We start from the raw sequence: 23,097 nt of genomic DNA, 5'->3' as shown, positions 1-23,097 counted from the left end.
GGATGCAAGGAAGTCTGTTTCTTGATTTTTGAAGAGCTTTTGTCACAAAGGAAAAACCTAATTAACATGTTATGGCAAGTGAGATGATTGTTGAGAAATCCGTAGTGATTAACCAACCCAGAGAGGTTATTTACGATTATTTGAAGTTTTCCAAAAACATGGATCACTACAGTGTCTGGAACATGAAAGACCCCAATAAAAAGGTTGAGTATACGGGCACCGATGGGACAGTTGGCTTTCTGTATAAATGGGATAGTAAGGATAAAAGTGTAGGAGCTGGTACACAGCAAATCACGAATCTAGTCGATGGTGCGCGGATAGAATACGAGATGAATTTTGAAAGGCCAATGAAAAATACGGGCACATCCAAATTTATCCTTTCTGAAATCAATGAAAGACAAACTCTAGTGATTTGGGATTTCAGAGGTCCTACCAAATTTCCGATGAGTCTTTTCAAAGGATTCTTTCAAAAAATGCTAGGCAAGGACCTATTGATGAGTTTGGAAAACCTTAAGAAAATCCTTGAAAAATAGGTATCACAGAATGGCAACAAAGAACAAAACTACCGAAACAGAAGTCAGTGTAAACGATTTTATCGCATCATTCGTTGACAGCGAGCAAAAGAAAACAGACAGCTTTAAGCTCATGGAATTGATGCAGGAATGGTCTGGATACGATGCTAAACTATGGGGGCCGACCATCATCGGTTTCGGAACCCATCACTACAAGTATGCTAGCGGGCATGAAGGAGACATGCCATTGATTGCATTTTCACCACGCAAAGCCGCCTTCTCCTTATATGTCTATTCTGACAATGAAGGAAGTAAATCTCTTTTGGGTGAGCTAGGCAAGTTTAAGATGGGCAAAGCCTGTATTTACGTGAACAAACTTTCCGATATAAACTTGAGCACGCTGGAGAAGCTTTGCAAAGGCACTATTGCCTATCTTCAGAAACATCCGGAATCTGCTTGCTAATAACCTATTAGATCGCCCATTTCGATTTTGCTTCCCAATAAGATGAATACTGGCATTCAAGAATATCACCGAAAGCTTTCCTCTGAAGATCAGAAGATCTGTGACCTTTTGGCGAAAATTCTGGATGAGGAGCTGACTGAAGCCGAAAGCAAGATTTGGCATGCACATCCCGTTTGGTTTTTGGACGGAAACCCTGTTGCGGGATACAGCAGACAGAAAGCTGGGATTCGGTTAATGTTTTGGAGTGGAGCAGATTTTGGTGAAGAGAAGCTGATATCCAGCACGGGGAAATTCAAGGATGCTTCAATTTTTTATAATTCCGTGGAAGAAATTGAGGTGGGAGAATTAAGAAATTGGCTAAGAAAATCACGGGATATTCAATGGGACTATAAAAATATTGTAAAAAGAAAAGGGCTTCTGGAGAGGCTCAAATAGTTAATCAAAGTAAAAAATACCCTATGATCACGACACCAGAACACGACGAGCGAATAGCCAAAATGACTTTTTCTTCTGTGTATCCGCACTATGTCACCAAAGTTGAGAAGAAAGGTAGAACCAAAGAGGAATTGCATCAGGTCATTGAGTGGCTGACTGGATTTGATGAGAAAAAAATCCAGGAGTTGATCGCATATAAAGTCACCTTTGCTACTTTTTTCTATGAAGCCAAGCTAAACAGGAATGCAAATCTGATCACTGGGGTGATTTGTGGGTATCGTGTAGAAGATATCGAAACACCCTTGACCCAACAAGTAAGGTATTTGGATAAGTTGGTCGATGAATTAGCCAAAGGCAAAAAGATGGAGAAGATTTTGAGAACGGGCTGAATCAATTTGCTGAAACTTGGAAATACCGGATACGGAGCTAAAAGCCTCTTTAATAAATCCAGAAAAGAGAAGCGATTTGGTATTGAAAATAGATCAAAATTCGCCCTCCGATTTAATATATTTGGCTGCTTCGGTATGTATGGTTCGATGATTTTTACAATCCATAAGTGATAGAAATTTAAAAGCCTATTAATTGAGGTTAATTCGGAGTCGTAGCATTTCTAAAAATCTCCATTTACGATTCTATACTTTATAAGCATAGCTAATCATTGGGTGAATTTGTAAGCACTTAAAGAAACTTCAGATCAAAACATTTAAAAATTCAAATCAAGTTTAAAATGGTTTGAGAAAAAATATTGTTTTTTAACTAAGATAAAGAGGGCATGTGCAATGATTTTTCTGGCAAAAGCACCTATCTATCCAATAAAATATTTAAAAGCTCAAAAGCAATTAATTAATTTTTTTATATAATTATAAAATTTATTGTTCATTATTAAGACAATCTTAAGTTTTTAAGCAACCATTGACTTATTTTTTTACGTAAAAACAAATCATTGACTACTTCTTTTGATATAAGTCTTAGAAAGTTGGCGTGATTTTGGTTTTAGTATGCATGCATCCTTTATATAGAAAATTGCATCTACCTAAATAGGAAGCCTTAGAAAGCCAACAAGATTAGAAGAATTACCGAACCAATTATTTGATCACTAAAACCACATATTATGAAAACGCTACAAGTACCACAATGGATGAGAAACTTGATGATGGGCTTCGTCGCTTTGCTTTGGCTAAGCCCATCACAAGCCTCAGCCGATGAGATGAGCGGTGTCTCGTTTCAAGTCTTCTATGATGAATTGATGCCTTATGGGGATTGGGTTAAAGATGCCCGATATGGCTATGTATGGCTTCCTGCCGTACAAAATGATTTCCACCCTTATGGGTCCAACGGACATTGGGTAATGACTAATTATGGTAATACCTGGGTGTCTGATTACGATTGGGGATGGGCAGCATTCCACTACGGCAGATGGTATTTTGATGACAACTACCAGAGTTGGGCATGGATACCAGATTACGACTGGGGGCCAGCATGGGTAGACTGGAGAACTGGTGGCGGATACTATGGTTGGGCACCAATGGGACCTGGCTTCACTGTAAACGTACGAGTGAACATGCCTTCTTTCTATTGGGTATTCGTCCCTCAAAATAGATTCGTGTACCACAATGTCTATAGCTATTGTGTACCAAGAGCCAGACGAGTGAATATCTATAACAACACAACCATTATTAATAATACGGTAGTGTATAACAACAATAGGTATTATGGTGGGCCGGCACGAAGAGAAATCGAAAGGGTGACCAAAAAACCCTATCCTGAGCGCCGAATAGAAAACAGCAGATCTCCTGGAAGAACCGTTGCTTCAAGAAATGCTGTAAGTGCTTACAGACCCGATCTGCAGACTGCAAGAGGAACTACTGCATCAGCTAGACCTTCCAGAGTTTTATCTTCGGGAGAAGCCAGAACACAACCTGCCGCAGTTCCTTCAAGAACAAACAGTAGATCAGAGTCTGTGTCAGGTAGATCAGCAACCACTCCGGCTGGGAATTCCAGATCAGCTCAACCTGCTACAGCACCTAGCAGATCAGGAAATACTACAAGATCGAACTCACCTTCGAAAAGCAGTACAATGGAAACGAAGCCTTACTCAGGAAATCAGACCCGAACTACTGCTCCGAGTAACTCGAGAAGTAGTGAGTCAAGAACTTCGGCTCCAGTGACTAGATCTGAATCCAGCAGAAACCCTCAAGCTTCTCCTGCTCAGACAAGAACCCAGAGCTCCGCACCTGCGCAGAGATCCACTCAGTCTAGAACTCAGTCAGCTCCAGCACAACGTTCTACTCAACCGAGAACTCAGCCTGCTCCTTCTAGATCTCAGTCTCCAGCAGTAAAAAGCGCTCCTACTAGATCCACACAGTCTAGAATACAGCCGTCTTCGAGTAGATCTACACCGCAGGTGAAAAGTGCTCCGTCAAGATCCTCTAGTCCTACGAAAAGTACTAGTAGAACAAATAGTAGCTCATCTTCTAGAAGCACGTCAAAGTCCAGAGGAAATAATTAAGCTCAATTCAAACCTATATAAATGGATAGCTAAACAGCTATCCTTTTTTTTATTTTATCGTGACTCATTCATTCCACCTTAGCTATTGGTATTATATGGATGAGAATTAAAAAGTGGAAAGTAAAAGTTTATAGCATAGACCAAACTTCAAATCCTTTAAATAAACATTACGCATGTTGTTCTCAATGCCAGCAAGGAAATGTAAGAGTTTTAGTAAACAGTTTACAGATAGGATTTTTGACTAGCACACCATAAAATCCTTTCTATGATTATCCACTTGTCTGCTAGGAAAGAGGAAAAGCAAACTAAGATATGTCTAAGTTTATAATTGAGGAAACTTCGGTCTTCAGAGCCCATAAGCAAGAAATCTAAAGCACTTGCATCATGGCAAATAACCATAATCATTTAAATCACATCACTCACTTTTTAACACTTTCGCAGGATTCGTTTGCGAAGCAACATAAGAGTGAATTCCAACAATTAGCAAACAAATAGCCATCACTCCCAACCCAGCTGCAACAAAGATTAAGTAAGGCATATCCACACGTGTATTGAAGCCATTTAGCCAGTCATTAAGGAAATAGTACGCCGGGAAAACCGCAATCAAAAATGAGACTCCAACCAAAATCATATATTCTTTGGATATCAGAAATAAGATCTGATGCAAAGTGGCTCCCAAAACTTTCCGGATGCTGATCTCCTTGGTGCGCTGAGCTATCGTGAAACTGGAAAGACCAAATAGTCCAAGGCAGGAAATCAAAATTGCCAACCCGCAAGCGAAGCTTAGCACATTTTTGATTTTCACATCCTCCTGATAGAATCTGTCAATTTGAGTATCCAGAAAGTTGAATGAAGCAGTTTCATAAGGATAAATGCTGAGGTAAATTTGCTCCAACCTTTCCTTTGATGCAGCCAAATTTAAATCAGAATTCAGCTTCACATTCACGGTATGAAAATATTCAGGATTATAGGTAAATAACAATGGGCGGATTTTCTCCCGGAGCGTTCGCGAATGAAAGTCCTTAATCACACCAATAATTTTCACCTGTTTTTCACTGTAAGTAACCTCTAAACCAATTGCTTCCTCCGCTGAAAAACCTGCTTCCTTCACAAACTGCTCATTAACTAATATCTCATCGGCTCGGTCAATTCCATCAGAACCTGCCAGTAATGGAATACCATTCACCTTCACAAAAGCAGAGTCCACATTCATCACCTGTATGTACATCTGCTTTTCCGTCGTATCAACTGGTATTTTAACATCTGAGGTCCAAAGACTTGTGGAAGACACCAGACTTCCACTCAGACTAGCACTCTGCACTATGGATTCCTGATTAAACCTGTCCTGAAGAAGTAACATCTTATCCGGATCCGACATAAATGGAAGGGAAGCATACATGACAGCTTCCTTATCAAATCCCATCGGCTGACTGGTTACATATTTGAGCTGAAAGTTCAATACTAACACCAGAATGATAAATGCGATAGAAGAAGAAAGCTGAATAACTGTAAGATTCTTTCTCAGAAATACTCCCACAGAAAACTTTCCACTTCTGATCATTTCCCCCTTCAATGCTCTCTGAGGATCGTAATTTGAAAGAATAAGAGCAGGATAAATCCCCGTAACAATAGAGATCAAAATAGGGAAACTAACATAGAAAAGGATGTTATAAACTGAGAAATAATCTATGGCAAAATTCTTTGGCAGATAACTTGAAAAAAGCATTTTAATCCCTTCCACAAAAGCCATAGCCAGGATTGTACTAAATAAAAGAATCAATAATGTCTCAGCCAGGAACTGAGTAATCAATTGTAATCGGGTTCCCCCTATCGTTTTTCTAATTCCAACTTCTTTAGATCTGCTGATAGCTTGAGCTGTTTCAAGATTCACAAAATTCAACACTGCTAAGACTAGAATGATCAAGCCTATGAAAATCAATCCTTTTAAAAATGTTTTGGAAACACCATTTCCTGCGTACGTTTGCCCAAAATGCATGGCCGCCAGAGGTTCAGTGAAAAAACTCGTATTATATTCACCATTTTCTTCCGACTCCATGTTTTTAGCAATCAAAGGTTTGAAAGCTTCATCTACAGATTCTGGAGTTACTCCCTGAGCAAGTTTGATGAAAAGCTGGCTACTCGAATTCACCGAAGTCCAGTCGTGAAGACCATACCACTCGATTTGTTCCTGTGTGCTGATCGTACTCAGGGAAATAAAGTCATTGAAAATAAAGTCTGTATTTTCTTGATACCCCGCTACAACTCCTGTCACTTTTGCATAGATGGAATCCGAATCCACATACATCAGTTCCTGCCCCAACACATCTGAAGCTTCCGACCCTGGAAAATACTTATGCATACTAGCTTCCGAGATTACCACGGATTCGGGTTTAAGCAAAGCACTTTCAGGATTTCCAGCTATCCATTCCCTTGGAAAAATTTTAAAAAATCCAGGATCAGCAAAGGTGATCTCATCGGATCTCCTAAATACTTTCCCAGTATTTGGCAAGGCCACCAAAGTATTGTACATGGTATATAGCCTGCCTTTTTCTTCCAATCCGGAGATCTCATCTGCTATCACTTCACCAAGCGGCCCCGGCGTTCCGGAATTAGGAAAACTTCCACCTTCACCCCAATCTGTAAGGGTATTCACGCGGTAAATCCTATCACCATCGGGATGGAAATCGTCAAAGCTATAGGAATGCGTCACCACATTGAAAATCAAAAAGCAGATTGCAATCCCTATAGACAAACCAAGAATATGGATTCCTGTTCTTAGTTTATTTCTTCGAAGATTTCTCCAGGCGATTTTGAAGTAGTTTTTTAGCATAAGGTTTAAATGTTAAAGGTTGAAAAGTTGTAAAGTTTTCCGTTGAATTAGGAGTTGTTGTACTTTAATATTTATCCATCATTGGAATGACCGAAGCAATCTGCTGCTTAAAAGAGAATACTTCGTTACGTGCAAGGACCTAACATCGCTCATCCAACATCCTGCCTCCAACATCACTCATCCTTTAGCGTCTTCACGGGATTCATTTGAGTAGCACGAAAGGATTGGGCAGATACAATCATCAGTGTAAATGCAATCCCAGCAACTCCTAAAATCCCGAAGTTGATCCAGGATGGCCACGTTTTCACAGCAAATTGCGCTATCCAACTTTTCATAAAATATAGACTCAATGGCAAAGCCACCAAAACTCCAGCAACTGTAATCAGGAGAAATTCCTTGTTAAACATCCAGGAAATGCTCCAGCTGGAAGCTCCCAATACTTTTCGGATTCCTATCTCCTTGGTGCGTCCGGCAATACTTAAAGCTGCCATTGCAAATAAGCCCATCGCTGCAATCAGAATCGCGATACAAGCTGCCAAAAACACCATGGTTCCCAGTCGCTCATCGGCTTTATATTGTTTTTGGACAGTCTCATCCAAGAAGCTAAAGCTGAATGCCTCCAAAGGAAAAACCCGCTCCCATTCGCTTTCCAGCATTGCCTTGAAAGATTCAAAGTCGGAGCCGTTTCCTTTTACAATCACCTTCGGGTTGGTAGCCGAACCAATCATCAAGGTGTTGATACCAGAGAAAAAGGTATCAGGGCTTCTCGCCAAAAGCACAGGTTGAATTTCGTTATATAAGGAGTTGTGGTGAAAATCCTTGACCACCCCTATTATCTCGTGTGGTTTGAACTTTGTATTAGGCATCATTTCTCCCAGGGGGTCATCCCATTTCATTGCAGCGGCAAATGTCTCATTGATAATGAACGCGCTACTATCAGCCCCTGGTGCCGAATTAAAATCCCTACCTTCAGCCATTTCAAGCCCCATTGCTTTTATATAATCTCCACCTACAAAGTTCACTCTAAAATTAAACTGCTCACCCCCTTCCATAGGAAATCCCGCATCCCAAAAAGCATTGTCGCCATAAGTAGATATTGTCAAGCCAGCGGATTGCACTTCAGATCTGCCTAGCAAAGCTTGTCTGTACAGCTCGGCTTGCCGAAAACCCTCATTAATAGATTTTCTAAAATTGGTACTGGGAACGTCAGGTACATCGACTATGACTACCATCTCCTGATCAAAACCAAGGTCAAAGTTGCGAATCGCTTTCATTTGGTTTACCATAATCAAAGTAGATGCGATCAGTAAGAAAGAAATGAAAAATTGGAATGCTACCAAGCCTTTTCTGAGGGCTTGCTTTCCAAAACGTATGGATAGGTTACCTTTAAGAACTTTGATAGGTCTTAAACTTGACATAAAAAATGCTGGATATGCCCCCGCCATAGCAGTGATTAAAATCACCAATCCTACCAAAATCATCATTTGGACAGGACCATAAACTAAAGTCAATTCTTTTTCAAAAAGATTATTAAATGTGGGCAATAGCGCTTCCGCTAGTATCAATCCACCTATCAGTGCAGTAATGGTAGTCAAAAAAGCTTCCATAAGAAACTGAATAACCAATTGACCAAAGTCTGCCCCCATGGTCTTCCGGACACCAACTTCTTTGGCCCGGGTAGTAGAGCGCCCTATCGCCATGGTAGTGAAATTGATACAGGCAATAAGTAAAATCAAGAAAGCAATACCAGCTAAGATCCAAAGTAAGGTGGGACGGGTAGCTTCTGCCATACCAGAATCTGGATTTTCAGAAAGATGAATATCAGCAATTGGCTGAAGGGTAAACGAGTATGTCCCTTCCTTGTATTCCTCACCCAGCACCTTCTTCATCATGGACTCTACTCCAGCTTCCACTGCAGCTTTGTCTTCTGGATTATTCAATTTGACGTAGGTATCCCCATATACATTGAACCAGGAATTTTGATTTTTTTCAGCTACACTGAAGTCCAAGTTCTTGTCATTCATCAGCATTTCAAATTTAATACTGGAGTTTGCTGGAAGGTCCTTTAACAACCCTGTCACCTGATATTCCTCGTAGTTATCACCCATTCTTATTCGAATAGGCTTGCCGATTGGATTGGTATCCCCGAAGTATTTCTTGGCAACTTCTTCCGTGATCACCACACCAAATTTATCCTTCAAGACCTGCTCTTTCTGGCCCTGAAGCAAAGGAAAACTAAAAACCTCAAGGAAGTCCGGCCCTACTAATAGATAAGGTTGATTCTGGGTAGTCTCCTCATCAAGGTAAGCCTGGGCAGATCCACTGATCATCCTGGTCGAATATTTAACCTGGAAAAACTCATTTTCAAAAGTTGGGGCGGTAATAATAGGTGTGGAAAATGATGAAGATTTCTCCCCCTCTTCAATTTGGTGTCGCTCTATTCTAAAAATCTGCGAACTCTCCTGATGAAAACTATCGAAACTACTTTCAAACTGTACAAAAAAGAAAATGAGGATTCCTACTCCCAGACCTAAGGACAGCCCGATCAAATTGATCCCGGTATGCAACTTGTTTTTCAAGAGGTTACGGAGCGCGATTTTAAAATAATTCTTGAACATGGTTAAAGAGGTTTAGAATTTTTTGCGTTCGGATTTTTGATCACTTACTTTTTATCTTACTCACTTTTAATGGATTCCGGATTCGCCAATGCGGTTATATTTACATTTCTCCAAGCTATTTTAAGATAGTTTTTCCACATGATTCAAGAGAGTTTTGAATGGCCGTGCTTTAACTTTCAAATCACTTGCCAGTCAAAAAATGGCTATAGGATCCTAATTGCAACATTTCCAGCCATTCCCCAATGAATCAATCGAACAAAATCGTCCGCTGGTGGGCAAAGTACCTTGACGCAATATTTGCTTCCTCCTCCTATTCTTAGCCAATGTAATATAGGTTTCCACTTGTTACAATTTCTAAATTATTCAATTGACCAGCTTTCAATAAGGCATTAGTCCTGAAGATTTTTAATTTTACTTTCTATCACTTTTCAATAGACTCTAGCCATGTCAAAAACTGACAAAAACACCCCGAAGAAAAAAAACAATCTTACCCAAGATAGACGGGAATTTTTACAGAAAAGTACGCTGGCAACACTCTCAGCGCTACTTGGCAGCACAATAGTCCACGCAGCTTCTATGCCTGAGAATTATATCCCAGTGGCATTAGAAGCGGAGTTTGATCCCATGAAAGGCAAAAGTGAGGGAATGATTATCCGAAATGAGAAGCCGTGGAATGTAGAGCCTGCCCCGCATCTTTTGAATGATGCCGTAACTCCTTTTGCCAGTATTTTCATCAGAAATAACGGTTTGATTCCAGAGAATGTTGACGCAGCAAACTGGACGCTTACTATAGGTGGAGAGTCGGTGGTTAAGGAAAAAATATATACACTCGACGAGCTTAAAAAGAAATTCAAAGCTTACACCTACCAGCTTACCTTAGAGTGTGGGGGAAATGGCCGCGCTGGCTTTTATCCTCCGGCATCAGGAAATCAATGGGAAGAAGGCGCTGTGTATTGCTCTGAGTGGACAGGAGTGAGATTAAAAGATGTATTGGCGGATGTTGGTGTCAAATCGGATGCAGTGTATATCGGATACTATGGTAAAGACACCCATCTAAACGGAGATCCAAATAAGGTGGTGATTTCCCGTGGTGCCCCCATGGCAAAAGCTATGCAGGATGAAACTTTATTAGCCTGGAAACTGAATGGAAACGATATTCCCTTACAACATGGCTATCCGCTTCGATTGGTTTGTGGAGGCTGGCCAGCTTCAGTTTCCGGGAAGTGGGTAAACAAAATAGTAGTTAGGAATAAGGTGCATGATGGCGAGAAAATGATGGGTGACTCCTACCGTGTCCCAAAATACCCTGTAGCTCCTGGAGAAAAAGTCCCTGACGAGGATATGAAAATCATAGAATCCATGCCGGTAAAATCAATAATAACCTCACCGAAGACTGGTGCAATGTTTGGCATTTCCAAAAAGCTGAATGTACAGGGACACGCCTGGGCTGGGGAAAATGAAGTAAGCGAAATGCATGTCACAATTGATTTTGGAGCTACTTGGAAAAAATGCACATTGAAGAAACCTGCAAATCGCCTGGCTTGGCAGCAATGGTCCGTAGAATTGGAATTTCCTCAGGAAGGCTATTATGAGATCTGGGCAAAAGCCACCGATGATCAAGGGATCTCCCAACCTATGGTCATGCCTGCCTGGAATCCAAAAGGCTACCTGAACAATGCTTGCCACCGAATCGCAGTTAAAGTAAGTTGAGCAGATGAAGAAAACCCCTAGTCAACCCTCCTCTTCTGATCCTAAAAAAAATAGCCTGTTCTCAGGAGTGAGTAAATCTTTGGCCAGAATAGTAGCGATTCTAATAGTCTTGGTAAGCCTTATTTTACTGTTGATTTTTTATCCTGATTTCTCGAGACCTGATAATGCAAGAAATGAAAATCCTAATGCAGAGCAAATCAGGGAAAGTAATGGGACTGACGAGCAGATCGTCGATGGGAAAGACGAAGAAACTGGTCTCATTGTATCAAATGGGTTGGAACTTGTAAAAGCTAATTGCACCAATTGCCATTCCAGCGCACTGATCATTCAAAACAGATTTACCAGGGAAGGCTGGCATGAAAAAATCGTGTGGATGCAGGAGACTCAAGGGTTGTGGGAATTGGGGGAAAGTGAATCTGTAATTCTTGATTACTTGGCCAAAAACTATGCGCCTGAAGATCCCCAAGGAAGAAGAATTCCTTTGAGCGGAATCGAATGGTATGAATTGAAAAACTAAAGAAATACTTCTGGGTTTATAATTATCAATGTAGACTTCATTCAACACATTCATCTTTCTTGATGGTATAAGAAAGATTAATAATCTTCCAAAGACCTTCATCCTTGATCAGAGTAAAGGCATCTACTCCGCAGTGGGAAAATTCGCCATTCAGTCTGAACTCATACGGAACCCAAGCCATAGCCATTTCTTCATTGATCTTAACTTCAATTGATTTGGCAGTTTCAAGGTAAGAATTCTTCGAAATAAGAGATTTTAAATCATCTTTAAAAAACCTCATGCTATGTCTTGAAGGATTTACGGTTGTATTTACCGTCCAGATTTGCCCTTGCATAAAAGCAACTTGCTTCAGCAATACGGTATCCTGGTTTTCCAGAACCTCAAAGAACTGGTTAACCACAGCGGTTACAGCTGCTACTTCCGGATTTTCTACTTCCTGTGAAAAGCAATCGAAGCAAAGCATAAGCGATATAATTAATACAAGTTTTTTCATGGATTTCAGTTTTACCCAACTAAGATAATTAATCATGGCTCATGCAACAGTCCTTAAACCTCTTTCCACTGCCGCAAGGACAAGGTTCATTTCTCCCGAGCGTTCTTTTCAAGGTTTTATCACCATTCTGACTATTTGCTAAATCTGTTTGAAAAACTTCAGATAGAACATCGTACAATTCAGGATGTTTTTCCTTCAAAAGCTTTGGCCGCTCAAAAAAATACTCACTGACTACCGCTAAAAACTCCTGCTTGTTTGTCGCTCCATAAATATTGATATCACTTTTTCCAGCTAGCATTTCCTTCGTGTTTTCACTGATTAAATTCAGCCAAGGCAAAACTGCCTGATTCTTCATAATTACATGTGGAATACCATCTATCTCCCCATCCTGCTTATCAAACAAATGCACAAATTCGTGTATTCCCACATTCATTTTATCACTGGCATTTTCAAAGCCCTGATGCAAGGCAGGTTTGGAAAAAATCACCACGTGGTGCATTACGCCTCCACTTCCTACCATGCCGGATATATTCCGATCACGCTCGCTGAAGTCATATTTCTCAGTAAACAAATCAGGATATAACAGTACTTCATGCAAACTGCTATATTCCCAGTCTGTAAATGCAAAGACAGGTATAATGGCACTGCTTGCCACCAGTAATCGATCTTCGTCATCCACCGTAGTCTGAATGCCAGTAATCCTCACCCGCTTCAGAAAACGTAGCACTTTGTTTTCGAATAATATTTTATTTTGGTTGGAGAGTGAAGCGTAGAAATTGACTTTTTTGAGCAGGAAACGCCGCCAGTTTTTAGGAAAATCCTGCGGCACCTCAAATCCACTTTTTATTCCTTTGGGACGAAACAATAAATACAATATAAGCGCGATAAATAATGCGACTAATATATTAATGAGCAAATTATACTGAATTTATAGTGTTGAATAAGACTGAACGCTGATACAGAGAGGTTTGAAGCATATAAATCCAATCTCTTTTATCCTCCAATCAGCGTAATATTTTCTGATAGTAAAATTTAAATAAATCAATCAAGAAATCTCACAAGTAGCAACTCTTCACATTAGCTCTCCATTTCTGAAACAGAAAAATATAGGAATTAAAGAATTGCAATTGATAATTAAATCAATGGTTTGATTACTTTTTTCAATGAACCAAACTTTTATTTATAAAATTTAAACATTTATAACTTACAGTTTAAATCAGGCACAATTTTAGTTTAACGGCATTTTGAGGTTCAGTTTCCCCATTTCGTATATGGAATTGTAACGTTTTTTGGCATGATGAAGGAGCACCTCGCCGGATCAACCTTTAAAGGCCATTCATATTATTGGTCACGAAATTGTCTTTTAGTGAAAACTTACAAAAACAATTTGAGGTATATGAAATTCTTTTATTTAGCGTCCAATCCAAATTTGGAAGGACAATTTATCGTTCATGATAGGGACTGTCCAAATATTCCATCTACATACGACCGGGATTATCTTGGAGCATTTAATTCAGCGTTAGAAGCTTTGAGAAGTGCCTCATTTAAAAAACCCAATATGAATATTTGCCAAAAATGCGGGTGCAAAAAAGAAATCTACAGCATAAAAGCCTGAGATGTTTTTAAGCTAATTGTCAGTTGAGAATTTGTATTCTTGCTACAATATTTTGAGAAAGAGATGGTCATCTAATGCTTCTCTTTTTAAGCTTTTTGCCTGTAAAAATTATTTTTTGCGTCTAAAAAATCGATACCCTAATGAGGACCGAGTCTTACTAGTGGCGAATAATTTTTTGTGCAATCCAAGCTAAAGTGCCTAAAATTTATTTTGTGCAGCTAAATTGCGAATGTCTCCCATTAACAACTTTTCTTCAAATGGGTAAATTTCAGTAATGTTTGGAAATGCTGTGATCCTGTGGAATTGCCTGAAGCAAATTAATTGAAAGATAAGTTTATCACGGATTATCCGGATTGATAAAAGTTATCATCAGCTTTTGCTATTTTATTTTCCCAATTCTCTCAAAAACTTTTCGGCTATCCTCAAATGTTCTTCTTTCTTCTTCTGATCCATTTTATGCCAGGTATTCACCATCATCGATAGCCGTTGATTTGACTTGAAAAAATCCTGATGCTTATCAATAAATCTCCAGAAAAGTCCATCCCAATTCTCTTCCCAATCTCCTTTCTTGTAATCACTCATTTTCTTAAGATAATTCGATCCTGAGAGATAAGGCTTGGTAGCAAAAAGACCACCATCGGCAAATTGACTCATGCCATAGACATTAGGCACCATCACCCAATCGTAAGCGTCAATAAACAACTCCATAAACCACCTGTAAACTTCATCGGGATCAAACTCACAAAGCAGCATGAAATTACCTAAAATCATAAGCCTCTCGATATGATGGCAGTATCCGGTTTTTAGTACCTTTTTGATCGTTTGGTCCACAGGCTCTATTCCTGTACTTCCATCGTAAAAGCTCTTTGGAATTTTCCTTTTAAATCCCCAAAAATTCTTGGTCCGGGAATAACTCCCTTTGCAGATATACATTCCTCTGATAAATTCTCGCCAACCGATTATCTGCCTTATAAAACCTTCTGTGGAGTTGATGGGAATTTTATTCTGCTTTGCATAGTCCAGACTTCTATCCACCACATATTCAGGAAGCAACAGACCCACATTGATCAAAGGAGAGAGCAGGCTGTGATTTAAATACGATTCCTGTTTCACAATCGCATCTTCATACTTACCGAAATCTTGAAAACGATGCTCTAAAAATTGCTCAAACCATTCCTCGGCCTGCGAATGGTTGATTGAATAAATTGGGTCCTTGGTCAGTTTACCCGGATTATCTCCAAAATGCTTTTTGGTGTACTCGCACGCTTCAGTCCAAAACTCCGTAGAATCAGGAAACTGTATGGAAGGAGGTGTTTTACCTTTTGGGAATTTCTTTCGATTCTCGGAATCATACGACCAATTCCCGCCAGCAGGCTCCTTATTTTGATCAATTAGAATCCTTCTCTTTTTCCGCTGTTGTTTGTAGAAAGTGGTTTGGAAAAAAGATTTTTTATCCGACTTAAAAAAAGTGTTGAGCTCTTTCTTCGAATTTAAAAATGACGGATTTTCGAAGATTTTGAGTTGATAATTTTTTGAGATTTTCCCTATTCTCTTTTCCAGCCATTCGTCCACAGGATCGATACAATTTATTGTCTCTACCTTTTCCTCCTTTAGTACTTTTCCAAAATTTCGGATATCTGAATGCTTATCCCCAGATTCTATGTAATTCACTTTGATGTCCAACTTTTCTAGGTGTTGCTGGTATGCTTTCATGCTTGCACGGTGGAAGGCAATCTTCTGCTGATGGACAGCGTATTGCTTAAAAAATAAGAATTCCTCGATAAGGTAGACCTCATGTCCATTTTCCAACAAAGGACTTTCAGCAAAAAGCTGATTGGGGAAAATTAGATTAATGGCTTTTTTCATCTTTTTGTTTTTGATTTCAGAGTCCAGACAGCCCCTCACCTACTAGATCCGGGAATTTTGCTTGTATTAAAAATTTCATTCTATGCATCGCTCTTAGTTATGCCGTATTTCGTTCGGCTTGTTTCTCCTACATTTTTCGCTGCAATATTTCACTTTAGACCAATTCTTCTCCCATTTCTTTCTCCAGGAAAACGGCCTTTTGCAGACGGGGCATATTTTTGTGGGCAATTCAGATTTCTTCATTCAAAATCAGGGATTTCATCTTCCCGGACATAAGGGAAACTATCCAGCTTATTTAAAGCATAGTAGCTATTCAGACCTGAAATCCCGACTCCGGAGCATCCTTCCAGATCTATCTGACCAAGTCCGTTAACAACATGATCTGGAATGACCAGCATTTCTACCGAACCTATTACAAAAATGCATCCATTGGGTAAAGGGATGCTTTCCTGATGTTTCATTCCGATTTTCACTACACTTTCCTTGACAAAAGGGGCAAAGAAATCCGCGATGTATTCCTGTTCTATCCTCATCCTTTCAAATTCAGAGACACCTTTTTCCAATTTGGCAGAAGTAAAATGAGCCTTTTTGATAAATGATTGGGAAACGTGATTGATCGTATAAAAACCAGTTTCCAAAATGTTTGGGTAAGTATCCCTGGGAACTTCAGTCTGCGGCCTCATGATAAATCCTAACTGTGCAGGATTTGACCCTAAATGAACTACCGAAGAAAATATGGCAACATTTTCCTGATGATTTAGAGATTTGGTACCAATCAGATTGGCAGGTTTGATTCCGGAAATTGAATTGATCAAATTCAATCTATACTTCTTTTCCAGCTGTTCTATTTCTTCTTTTTGTAACTGCATTTTCTAATTTTCTAAGCTTCGGCCCACTACTTTATTCATAACTGATTTCTTTTTTGCACTTCTTATAAAAAGCAAAGAAGGAAGGAAAATATCCCTGCACACTGCTTAGCCATTCTCTAGACTCTTCATTACCACGGTAGTGTCGATTCAGCGGATGCTCTTTAAAAATCAGATCTTTAGAATCTAGGTGTAAAAATAATTCTGAGAATTCACCGACAAAAACCTTCATTCCCGGGATATTTTTGGACAGTGCCAAAGCGAATTCAATGCATTTCTGACTTACAGGAAACTTTTCAAAAACGGAAGGCTCGAGGAGTAGGATTCTTTGCAGGTCTTTGCCTTGATGCCAATAAGGATCCAGGTTATAATAATTATAGATCAGGGTAGTTTTAGATTTTTCAAAATCGGGTATGCTGACATTTGGGAGAAATGTCTCTTCTGTAAAAACCCTGGTATCCAGCAAAGATTCCGGAATTTCAAGTGAAGCGAAATCCTCATACTCCACATCCAAAAATGTCCCTTGCTGATTGCTCTGAAAGTATTTATTGATGTTAGACTGGTTGGCAAAGTACTTTTTACTGGAAAAAGCTCCTGCCACCCATTGCCAGCTTAAGTGGTTGCTAGCAAGATCTCCATCGAGTAAATGGCTGTACATCCATTTGGCAGGGTTAAGCCAATGAGAATTCCCAATATTACAGCAAATCGACGCAACGTACATGCGCATATGATTGTGCATATAGCCAGTCTCATATAGAAGTTTGATAGCCTGATCCACCGCTTCAATCCCAGTATTGCATTGAAGCACAGCTGTAGGAATCTCATGATTCCGAACGGGAGTTTGCTTATGTTTTAAATCATCGAAAATATCGTCTCCTTTTGCCAACCAAACCTGCTGCCAATAGTCCCTCCAGGCAAGTTCCTGAACCAGCTTTTCGCAAGCTGACCAAGGTAAATTAAGAGTCTTTATAAATTGAAAAACCTGTTTGGTAGAAATGACTCCGCGGGAAATGTATGGAGATAGCCGGGTGACAGCACCATTTTTAAAGTTTCTGGATGATGCATAGCGCACAGGATCAATTGCCTGAATCCTTTTCTCTATGGACAGGATATCTGTTGGAAAAAGTTGCACTAGCTAATCTTATTGTTGGAAATACTTCTTTGTCTGCTGCATTTGAAACGGGAAATTTCCTCACTTCTTTTTTTCAAATGCTTTTGGCTGACACCACTGGTAACTCTCTTTCGCCACATTTTGAAGGAACTGTTTTTAAGTTCCCTCCGCATCAATCTGATCACTTCAGATTCTGAAACGTCAAATTGATTTTTGATTGCTTCAAAGGGAGTGCGGTCCTCCCAGGCCATCTCTATGATTCGATCTACTTCCCGTTCTGTCATTTATTTATCAATCAGTATCAAAAGATTTCAGGATTCATTAAAAATCTCCTGAAGGTTATTCATTACACTTGATAAAGCAATACAGATAAAAATTGTTTGAAAAGATGACGATTTTAATGAGTTTAGATTCAAGAATTCTGGCTTATTAAAGGATTGAGTTGGTATCGATATAATACTTCCTTCGTGTTTATTTATATTTTTCTCTTCGGTCAAAATTCGAGTTCCTTCGTCAATTTTGACCGTGTACTTTTTTTGGGTCAGGAAAAACATTCCGCTCGCCACTTTAAAAAAATGTTTTTAAACTCACTTTGTCACTAATGAGCTCCACCAATGAAATGTGAGAAGCTTCAATTGAAGACATTTTAATCTGCTATCTCACCGAAACTGTTTTGGTCTCAGATTATCACTTGCACTTTCCGCTATTTCCAAAATTCTCTTTTGCCTCGTTTCTGGTCTTTTGGCAGAGAGTACCCAATGCAGCAATATCTTCTTATTGGATTTACTCAGACTATCAAAGTACTCAAAGGCACCTTTGTGATTCGCTAGTTCTTTCTTTAAATCTTCCGGAATTACCAAAGCTTCAATTTCATCCAAAATTTCCCAAGACCCGTTTTCTTTGGCAACTTCAATACTTTTATAGCCTGCTTCCGTCATACGTCCTTGATCAATTAAAGCTTTCACTTTATCCTTATTTATCCTGGACCAATTACTTTTTGCTTTTCGCTTGCTGAAATACTGCATGAATTTCTCACTGTCAATTGGCCTTCTGGTGCTATCAATCCAACCAAAGCAAAGTGCCTCATCAACTGCCTCGCTCCAACTGAGGGTAGTAACTTCTGATGATGCTTTATAATATACAAGCCAAACAGACTGCTGTGACTGATGATTTTTCATCAACCATTCACGCCAATCTGTTCGGTTTGTAGGGCAATATGTTTTTGGTTCCTTGTTAGGCATTATGCATTTCTAACCAATTTAAAATCTCCTGATTAGTTTCTTCCGGAAGCTCTTGCTGAATACAATGACCGCAATCCAAACTGACCACATCTACATTAGGCACGAACTCTGGTAGCCTTTCAAATTTAGGAATCATATCACGGTCGCCATAAATCATAAGTGCAGGTTGGTGGACAATTGGATTAACATTTGCCAATATATGCCAATTGCGGTCAAGGTTTCTATACCAATTTATACTTCCAGTGAAGCCTGATGCTTCGAAAGAGGAAACATAAACCGCTAGTTCGTCATCGCTCATTATTGGTTCACCCAAAGTTTGTTCCGCTCTAGCTAGATTAATCATCAGCATTCCTGGTTCTGGCGGTAAAAGAGGGAGATTTTTTCGAAATATATTTCCAAGAAACCTAGAAGTGTTTTCTTCCAAAATTGAATCTGCTACCCCCGGCTGTCGATTGAAGTGCACAAAATAGAAGTCCCCTCCAAACATTTCTTCCATCCACTCAATCCAGGGTTTTTCACCTCTCTCCTGATACGGCAAAGCCAAGTTTATCACGCCATTTACCCGCTTCGGATGCAAAAGAGCTAGATTCCAGACGACATTTGCTCCCCAATCATGACCTATAAAGGTGGCGTCGGCATAACCGTAGTGATCAAGAAGTGCTACCAGATCCCCAGTAAGGTGTTCAATGTCATAATCAGTCACTTCGGCTGGACGAGACGAATTGCCATAACCACGCTGATTTGGTACGATGACATGGTAGCCAGATTTGACAAGGGCTGGTATCTGATGGCGCCAAGAAAATGCATGCTCAGGAAATCCGTGGCAGAGCACAATAGGTTTTCTGGCATTTTGTTGACCTGCTTCAAATACTTCCAACTCAATACCATTTACCGAAATCATTCTTGGCTTTGGGAAATCGGATGGATTAAACTTTATGTTACTTACGTTTGTCATTTTTTTATTGGTTATCAAATAAGTTGATACAAACGTAAATCTGGTCAGTGACAGCCCTCTGTCAAGGGTCAAAAAGAATTAATGGTATTTGTCAAAATACTCCTGTAAGGTCATGTTATGGGGCTCAAATTTTTCTGATAAGATCTCCATTTTTTGAATTCTGTCTGGTCGAAAAAACCGAAATTCTTTTCGTAAACGACACCATGCAACTAAGTACCAATTTTCGGAATTCAATATTGCAAATGGCTCAATTAATCGTGTTGTTATAGAATTTTCCTTGTTGATATATTCTATTTTGACAAGGTTATAATTGGTAAGTGCGTTTTGTAAATCAGAAAGATTGTTACTGTTCCTTTCTTGATTTATGACTTGGTTATATCGAGTCCGATCTGCAAGTAGATTTGCTTTGTCTTTGATGGAAAACCTTAAAATTGATTTTATTTTATCAATGGCTTCCGAATAATCCTTTACAAATGAGGCATCCTTGCTATTAAGCACTAACTGTTCTGCAAGGATTAAGGCATTTGCCTGCTTTTCGGAGAACATGACCGGAGGCAAATTATAACCTTCCATCAGCGTGTAACCTTTTCCTTCATCTGTCAAAATAGGAATACCCGCATTCTCCAATGCTTTTACATCTCTGTAAATTGTTCGTTTACTGACCTGGAATTTTTCGGATAATTCAGTAGCTGTAATTATTCGCTTAGTCTGAAATTGGACCAAAATCGCTGTTAGTCGAGATAATCTACTTACTTCGGAATAGTCCATTTTTCTTTGAATTCACGTTTTTTTTGAAGGGGTGACGTTTTGGGTATGGTGCGTGTCCCGCAGGGCATGCACTATACCTGTGGTAGGGCGTTTTTTATTTATATTTTTTCCATTCAGGGTTTCTCTTGTCATTCTTAGTAGGGCGAGTTACGCTTTTAACCATATCTTTTTCGCAAGCACCATACTTTTCGAAGTTCTTCTGTCCTTGGATTAGTGATACTCTATTTGCTCCACCTTCATAAGTCGGTTCGTCAAATTGGATTGGGTCATCTTCCCAAAAGCATATTTTGCAAATATTGTATGTTCCAGGTGGCTCTTCGATTAATGCATCGTACCCACAACAAGGACAATAGTATTTTTTAGTCTCACTCATTATTTCATTTCAGGTATTCTCAATTTCAAAAAGTTCTTCTTTATCAACTCGGTCTGTGAAATCTCAATTGTTTTTCCAAGTTCTTGCCGTTCACGTCCACTACGACTGGTTTTGAATAAGTTTTTTTGAATGTCCATTCGTCCAAGTATCCGAATCCATTTGAGTCCAATGTTAAAATGTTTTCTGTCACATTCGATTATATAAGACTGACTTGTCCAGTATAATTTTCGGGTACGACTATTTTCAAAGTCGGTGAGTAGAGCTGGGAATGGAAAACAGCAAAAGATATAGCTGTCAAAATGAAATAAACCGTCCAAAAAGGAAGCCTTTTTGCCTTCAGTTTGGTCAACCAAGCCAAAATTAGTCCGCCAATCAAAATCAAAGCGATTACCATTCCACCTAGAAATAGTCCTGATAAAATCATCCCGTCTGGAACTTCTGTCACTTGTAAATCAAAGTCGCTAAAAGTCCCAATGAAATTAGTACTGTTGCTATTTTCAGATTGCGGTTCATTTTAATGTGCTACAACGCTCGGCTACAGCCAGTGGCGGTTTTGAAAACGTATCTGTCCACCGAAACCAAAGCTCACTATAAAAAGAAAATCTTTCGGGGAGCCGTTCACCCGCCATAAGCTATATGCTGTGTTGTAAAATGTTCTTCATTCAAATTTTTGATAGCCTTTTTTTATTTTATCATTCAGTTTAATCCATTCCAGATTATCCATAATTTCTATTATTTCCACTTTTATTTCTGATTCAAACTTCGGAGGAACTTTAGGTTTTTGTGTTGAGTAAATCTTGAGGGTGTCATTTTCGGCTTTGTAAATTATTCCTCCAAATCCGTGAAAAATGTATTCAGATATTGAGTCAGGTTGGAATTCAAAGTCTGGTTTTGTTGAAATGACAGAAATTTGATGGTCAGCAGTCAATCCCCAATTTTTGCTTTTCAAATAAAGAGATGTTTTTTTATTCGGGAAGTAAAGCTGTTCCTTTTCAAATGATGGTTTTCCGATTTCGTCCCAACCTGCTAATTCACGCTCAAGTTTCATTCCGAGCCAAAAGGAAAGTATGATTAGTATACTCGAAATTATTTTTAAAGTCTTTATTTTCAATTCAGGTTTCGTGTTTTTCTTAAATGTTTTACAACGGCCGTGGCGATGGCAAGTGCGGGATTAGAAACCGAATGTTTGCCCACCAGACCGATTGTTATTTAGTTGTGAAATCTTCATTTTTAAGCAATCAGCCCGCATTTGCTATAGCCGATGTTGGCGGTATGTGCTTTTTTAATTTGTCCAATTTTTAATTTTACCGTTGCCTTCAACCCAAATTTCGATATAGATTTCTTCAGATATTGGCTTTCCTTTATTCAAGATAATGTCGAATTTGAAATCTCTTAAGGCTGTCATCATCTTGTCTATGCAAAAGTTGAATTCATCTCGCTCGTAATATTCATCAATTTCTTCATCAGACAAATTCATCCTGACCTTCGAAACAACACCATTTTCATCAATTGTTACAAAATATGATTCAGAACAGTCGAATTCATCGGGATTTTTCCATTTCGCTTTTTTCAGCTTCTTAAATAGCAAGTCGGATATTTTACTCTTGTCTCGCCTATCGATTCTTTTCGGGTCATCGATATAATTGTCGAAAACTTCTTCTCTTTCAACAAGTCCATTTTTAATAGTTAAAACTTTTTCTCTTGAAAATATTGTGTAGAAAACTCCGTCCCATCTTATGACTTCATCGTTCAAAGGAAAATTGAGGTGTCCGTCAAACCAATCAATAAAAACTTTTCCATTTTTCAACTTTTCACCAAAAATGGATTTCATTTTTTCATTGGATTGGCTTTTATCTATTTTTCCATTTCTTAGTTCGCCACAATTGATTATGTCAATCAAGAACAAACTGTTATCCTCAAGCTGGTAGATTGCCTGATAACCCCGCCAACAATTAAAAGATGCTCCTTCTCGAAACGTGAGTCCAAAAAGTTGTTCTGCTTCTGCTGAGTCTTGCCGTTGCAAATATTGTTCAATAATCAGGTTGTAAGTGGCTATTGTGTCTTTTCCAAAAACCACATAGTCTGGCATCTGTGGACTCGCCAAAATTTCAGTTATCCAAAATGTCAGAAGACAAATTAATATATGTTTGATTGTTTTTGTCATTGCATTACCGCCAACGACCAGCTATGATGAGTGGGGATTAGAAAGAACTAA

At 39.1% G+C, this 23,097-nt stretch carries 23 protein-coding genes; 7 read left to right on the top strand and 16 right to left on the bottom strand.

Annotated features, from left to right (window positions below; all coding sequences use genetic code 11):
* Positions 1-71: 71 nt before the first annotated feature.
* From AACZ73_RS09930 to AACZ73_RS09910, 5 genes are all read left to right on the top strand, one after another.
* Complete coding sequence (locus tag AACZ73_RS09930) at positions 72-533, top strand: SRPBCC family protein (RefSeq protein WP_339877440.1); 462 nt, start codon at positions 72-74, stop codon at positions 531-533.
* A gap of 10 nt (positions 534-543) precedes the next feature.
* Entirely contained in the window at positions 544-975 is a 432-nt protein-coding gene (locus tag AACZ73_RS09925; RefSeq protein ID WP_339877439.1) for a DUF1801 domain-containing protein, read from the top strand.
* A gap of 42 nt (positions 976-1,017) precedes the next feature.
* The gene (locus AACZ73_RS09920; protein ID WP_339877437.1) at positions 1,018-1,410 is read left to right on the top strand and encodes a DUF1801 domain-containing protein; all 393 of its coding nucleotides are present in this window, start codon (positions 1,018-1,020) and stop codon (positions 1,408-1,410) included.
* 23 nt (positions 1,411-1,433) lie between these two features.
* Positions 1,434-1,799, top strand: coding sequence for a DUF2200 domain-containing protein (locus AACZ73_RS09915; protein ID WP_339877435.1), 366 nt, complete (start codon positions 1,434-1,436; stop codon positions 1,797-1,799).
* Positions 1,800-2,521: 722 nt separating this feature from the next.
* The gene (locus AACZ73_RS09910) at positions 2,522-3,919 is read left to right on the top strand and encodes a DUF6600 domain-containing protein (protein WP_339877433.1); all 1,398 of its coding nucleotides are present in this window, start codon (positions 2,522-2,524) and stop codon (positions 3,917-3,919) included.
* A gap of 415 nt (positions 3,920-4,334) precedes the next feature.
* Here AACZ73_RS09910 and AACZ73_RS09905 read toward each other — a convergent pair whose 3' ends face one another.
* Complete coding sequence (locus AACZ73_RS09905; RefSeq protein ID WP_339877431.1) at positions 4,335-6,749, bottom strand: ABC transporter permease; 2,415 nt, start codon at positions 6,747-6,749, stop codon at positions 4,335-4,337.
* 173 nt (positions 6,750-6,922) lie between these two features.
* The gene (locus AACZ73_RS09900; RefSeq protein WP_339877430.1) at positions 6,923-9,367 is read right to left on the bottom strand and encodes an ABC transporter permease; all 2,445 of its coding nucleotides are present in this window, start codon (positions 9,365-9,367) and stop codon (positions 6,923-6,925) included.
* A 444-nt stretch (positions 9,368-9,811) separates the two neighbouring features.
* Here AACZ73_RS09900 and AACZ73_RS09895 point away from each other — a divergent pair, with 444 nt between their 5' ends.
* Both AACZ73_RS09895 and AACZ73_RS09890 read left to right on the top strand, forming a co-directional pair.
* Positions 9,812-11,077: a sulfite oxidase gene (locus tag AACZ73_RS09895; protein ID WP_339877428.1), complete on the top strand. Its 1,266-nt coding sequence runs from the start codon at positions 9,812-9,814 to the stop codon at positions 11,075-11,077.
* A 4-nt stretch (positions 11,078-11,081) separates the two neighbouring features.
* A complete protein-coding gene (locus tag AACZ73_RS09890) occupies positions 11,082-11,594 on the top strand; it encodes a cytochrome C (protein ID WP_339877426.1) in 513 nt (170 codons plus the stop codon).
* A gap of 37 nt (positions 11,595-11,631) precedes the next feature.
* Here the strand turns inward: AACZ73_RS09890 and AACZ73_RS09885 are convergent, their stop codons facing one another.
* The 14 genes from AACZ73_RS09885 to AACZ73_RS09820 form a co-directional block, all read right to left on the bottom strand.
* Positions 11,632-12,087, bottom strand: a complete 456-nt coding sequence (locus tag AACZ73_RS09885; protein ID WP_339877424.1) for a nuclear transport factor 2 family protein — start codon at positions 12,085-12,087, stop codon at positions 11,632-11,634.
* A 28-nt stretch (positions 12,088-12,115) separates the two neighbouring features.
* The gene (locus AACZ73_RS09880; RefSeq protein ID WP_339877422.1) at positions 12,116-13,003 is read right to left on the bottom strand and encodes a zinc-dependent peptidase; all 888 of its coding nucleotides are present in this window, start codon (positions 13,001-13,003) and stop codon (positions 12,116-12,118) included.
* Between the two features lie 1,083 nt (positions 13,004-14,086).
* Positions 14,087-15,568 carry a cryptochrome/photolyase family protein gene (locus tag AACZ73_RS09875; RefSeq protein WP_339877421.1) on the bottom strand — a complete coding sequence of 494 codons (1,482 nt, stop codon included), beginning with the start codon at positions 15,566-15,568 and terminating at the stop codon, positions 14,087-14,089.
* A gap of 93 nt (positions 15,569-15,661) precedes the next feature.
* On the bottom strand, positions 15,662-15,811 hold the full coding sequence (locus AACZ73_RS09870) for a DUF2256 domain-containing protein (protein ID WP_339877420.1): 150 nt from the start codon (positions 15,809-15,811) through the stop codon (positions 15,662-15,664).
* Positions 15,808-16,437 (bottom strand): flavin reductase, encoded by a 630-nt coding sequence (locus AACZ73_RS09865; RefSeq protein ID WP_339877418.1) that lies wholly within the window; start codon positions 16,435-16,437, stop codon positions 15,808-15,810. Before AACZ73_RS09865 ends, AACZ73_RS09870 begins: the two co-directional genes overlap by 4 nt.
* Positions 16,438-16,468: 31 nt before the next feature.
* Entirely contained in the window at positions 16,469-17,566 is a 1,098-nt protein-coding gene (locus tag AACZ73_RS09860; protein WP_339877416.1) for an FAD-binding domain-containing protein, read from the bottom strand.
* The gene (locus AACZ73_RS09855) at positions 17,566-17,829 is read right to left on the bottom strand and encodes a TIGR03643 family protein (protein WP_339877415.1); all 264 of its coding nucleotides are present in this window, start codon (positions 17,827-17,829) and stop codon (positions 17,566-17,568) included. Before AACZ73_RS09855 ends, AACZ73_RS09860 begins: the two co-directional genes overlap by 1 nt.
* Positions 17,830-18,204: 375 nt before the next feature.
* Positions 18,205-18,786, bottom strand: coding sequence for a YdeI/OmpD-associated family protein (locus AACZ73_RS09850; protein ID WP_339877414.1), 582 nt, complete (start codon positions 18,784-18,786; stop codon positions 18,205-18,207).
* On the bottom strand, positions 18,779-19,741 hold the full coding sequence (locus AACZ73_RS09845) for an alpha/beta hydrolase (protein ID WP_339877412.1): 963 nt from the start codon (positions 19,739-19,741) through the stop codon (positions 18,779-18,781). The genes AACZ73_RS09850 and AACZ73_RS09845 overlap by 8 nt, the downstream gene beginning before the upstream one ends.
* Positions 19,742-19,819: 78 nt before the next feature.
* A complete protein-coding gene (locus AACZ73_RS09840; protein WP_339877411.1) occupies positions 19,820-20,509 on the bottom strand; it encodes a YafY family protein in 690 nt (229 codons plus the stop codon).
* Between the two features lie 94 nt (positions 20,510-20,603).
* Positions 20,604-20,882: a CPCC family cysteine-rich protein gene (locus AACZ73_RS09835; protein WP_339877409.1), complete on the bottom strand. Its 279-nt coding sequence runs from the start codon at positions 20,880-20,882 to the stop codon at positions 20,604-20,606.
* Between the two features lie 196 nt (positions 20,883-21,078).
* On the bottom strand, positions 21,079-21,327 hold the full coding sequence (locus tag AACZ73_RS09830; RefSeq protein ID WP_339877407.1) for a hypothetical protein: 249 nt from the start codon (positions 21,325-21,327) through the stop codon (positions 21,079-21,081).
* 213 nt (positions 21,328-21,540) lie between these two features.
* Complete coding sequence (locus AACZ73_RS09825; protein WP_339877405.1) at positions 21,541-21,993, bottom strand: hypothetical protein; 453 nt, start codon at positions 21,991-21,993, stop codon at positions 21,541-21,543.
* 171 nt (positions 21,994-22,164) lie between these two features.
* On the bottom strand, positions 22,165-23,046 hold the full coding sequence (locus tag AACZ73_RS09820; RefSeq protein WP_339877404.1) for a hypothetical protein: 882 nt from the start codon (positions 23,044-23,046) through the stop codon (positions 22,165-22,167).
* Between the last annotated feature and the right edge of the window lie 51 nt (positions 23,047-23,097).

The organism is uncultured Algoriphagus sp., assembly GCF_963974835.1.
Taxonomy (GTDB): Bacteria; Bacteroidota; Bacteroidia; order Cytophagales; family Cyclobacteriaceae; genus Algoriphagus.
This window is presented reverse-complemented; position numbering and strand designations above follow the sequence as displayed.

Bases quoted from the DNA above. Each gene is read 5' to 3' on its own strand.
- AACZ73_RS09930 (WP_339877440.1), top strand. From the start codon at position 72: ATGGCAAGTGAGATGATTGTTGAGAAATCCGTAGTGATTAACCAACCC.
- AACZ73_RS09925 (WP_339877439.1), top strand. From the start codon at position 544: ATGGCAACAAAGAACAAAACTACCGAAACAGAAGTCAGTGTAAACGAT.
- AACZ73_RS09920 (WP_339877437.1), top strand. From the start codon at position 1,018: ATGAATACTGGCATTCAAGAATATCACCGAAAGCTTTCCTCTGAAGAT.
- AACZ73_RS09915 (WP_339877435.1), top strand. From the start codon at position 1,434: ATGATCACGACACCAGAACACGACGAGCGAATAGCCAAAATGACTTTT.
- AACZ73_RS09910 (WP_339877433.1), top strand. From the start codon at position 2,522: ATGAAAACGCTACAAGTACCACAATGGATGAGAAACTTGATGATGGGC.
- AACZ73_RS09905 (WP_339877431.1), bottom strand. From the start codon at position 6,749: ATGCTAAAAAACTACTTCAAAATCGCCTGGAGAAATCTTCGAAGAAAT.
- AACZ73_RS09900 (WP_339877430.1), bottom strand. From the start codon at position 9,367: ATGTTCAAGAATTATTTTAAAATCGCGCTCCGTAACCTCTTGAAAAAC.
- AACZ73_RS09895 (WP_339877428.1), top strand. From the start codon at position 9,812: ATGTCAAAAACTGACAAAAACACCCCGAAGAAAAAAAACAATCTTACC.
- AACZ73_RS09890 (WP_339877426.1), top strand. From the start codon at position 11,082: ATGAAGAAAACCCCTAGTCAACCCTCCTCTTCTGATCCTAAAAAAAAT.
- AACZ73_RS09885 (WP_339877424.1), bottom strand. From the start codon at position 12,087: ATGAAAAAACTTGTATTAATTATATCGCTTATGCTTTGCTTCGATTGC.
- AACZ73_RS09875 (WP_339877421.1), bottom strand. From the start codon at position 15,568: ATGAAAAAAGCCATTAATCTAATTTTCCCCAATCAGCTTTTTGCTGAA.
- AACZ73_RS09870 (WP_339877420.1), bottom strand. From the start codon at position 15,811: ATGAAGAAATCTGAATTGCCCACAAAAATATGCCCCGTCTGCAAAAGG.
- AACZ73_RS09865 (WP_339877418.1), bottom strand. From the start codon at position 16,437: ATGCAGTTACAAAAAGAAGAAATAGAACAGCTGGAAAAGAAGTATAGA.
- AACZ73_RS09855 (WP_339877415.1), bottom strand. From the start codon at position 17,829: ATGACAGAACGGGAAGTAGATCGAATCATAGAGATGGCCTGGGAGGAC.
- AACZ73_RS09850 (WP_339877414.1), bottom strand. From the start codon at position 18,786: ATGCCTAACAAGGAACCAAAAACATATTGCCCTACAAACCGAACAGAT.
- AACZ73_RS09845 (WP_339877412.1), bottom strand. From the start codon at position 19,741: ATGACAAACGTAAGTAACATAAAGTTTAATCCATCCGATTTCCCAAAG.
- AACZ73_RS09840 (WP_339877411.1), bottom strand. From the start codon at position 20,509: ATGGACTATTCCGAAGTAAGTAGATTATCTCGACTAACAGCGATTTTG.
- AACZ73_RS09835 (WP_339877409.1), bottom strand. From the start codon at position 20,882: ATGAGTGAGACTAAAAAATACTATTGTCCTTGTTGTGGGTACGATGCA.
- AACZ73_RS09820 (WP_339877404.1), bottom strand. From the start codon at position 23,046: ATGACAAAAACAATCAAACATATATTAATTTGTCTTCTGACATTTTGG.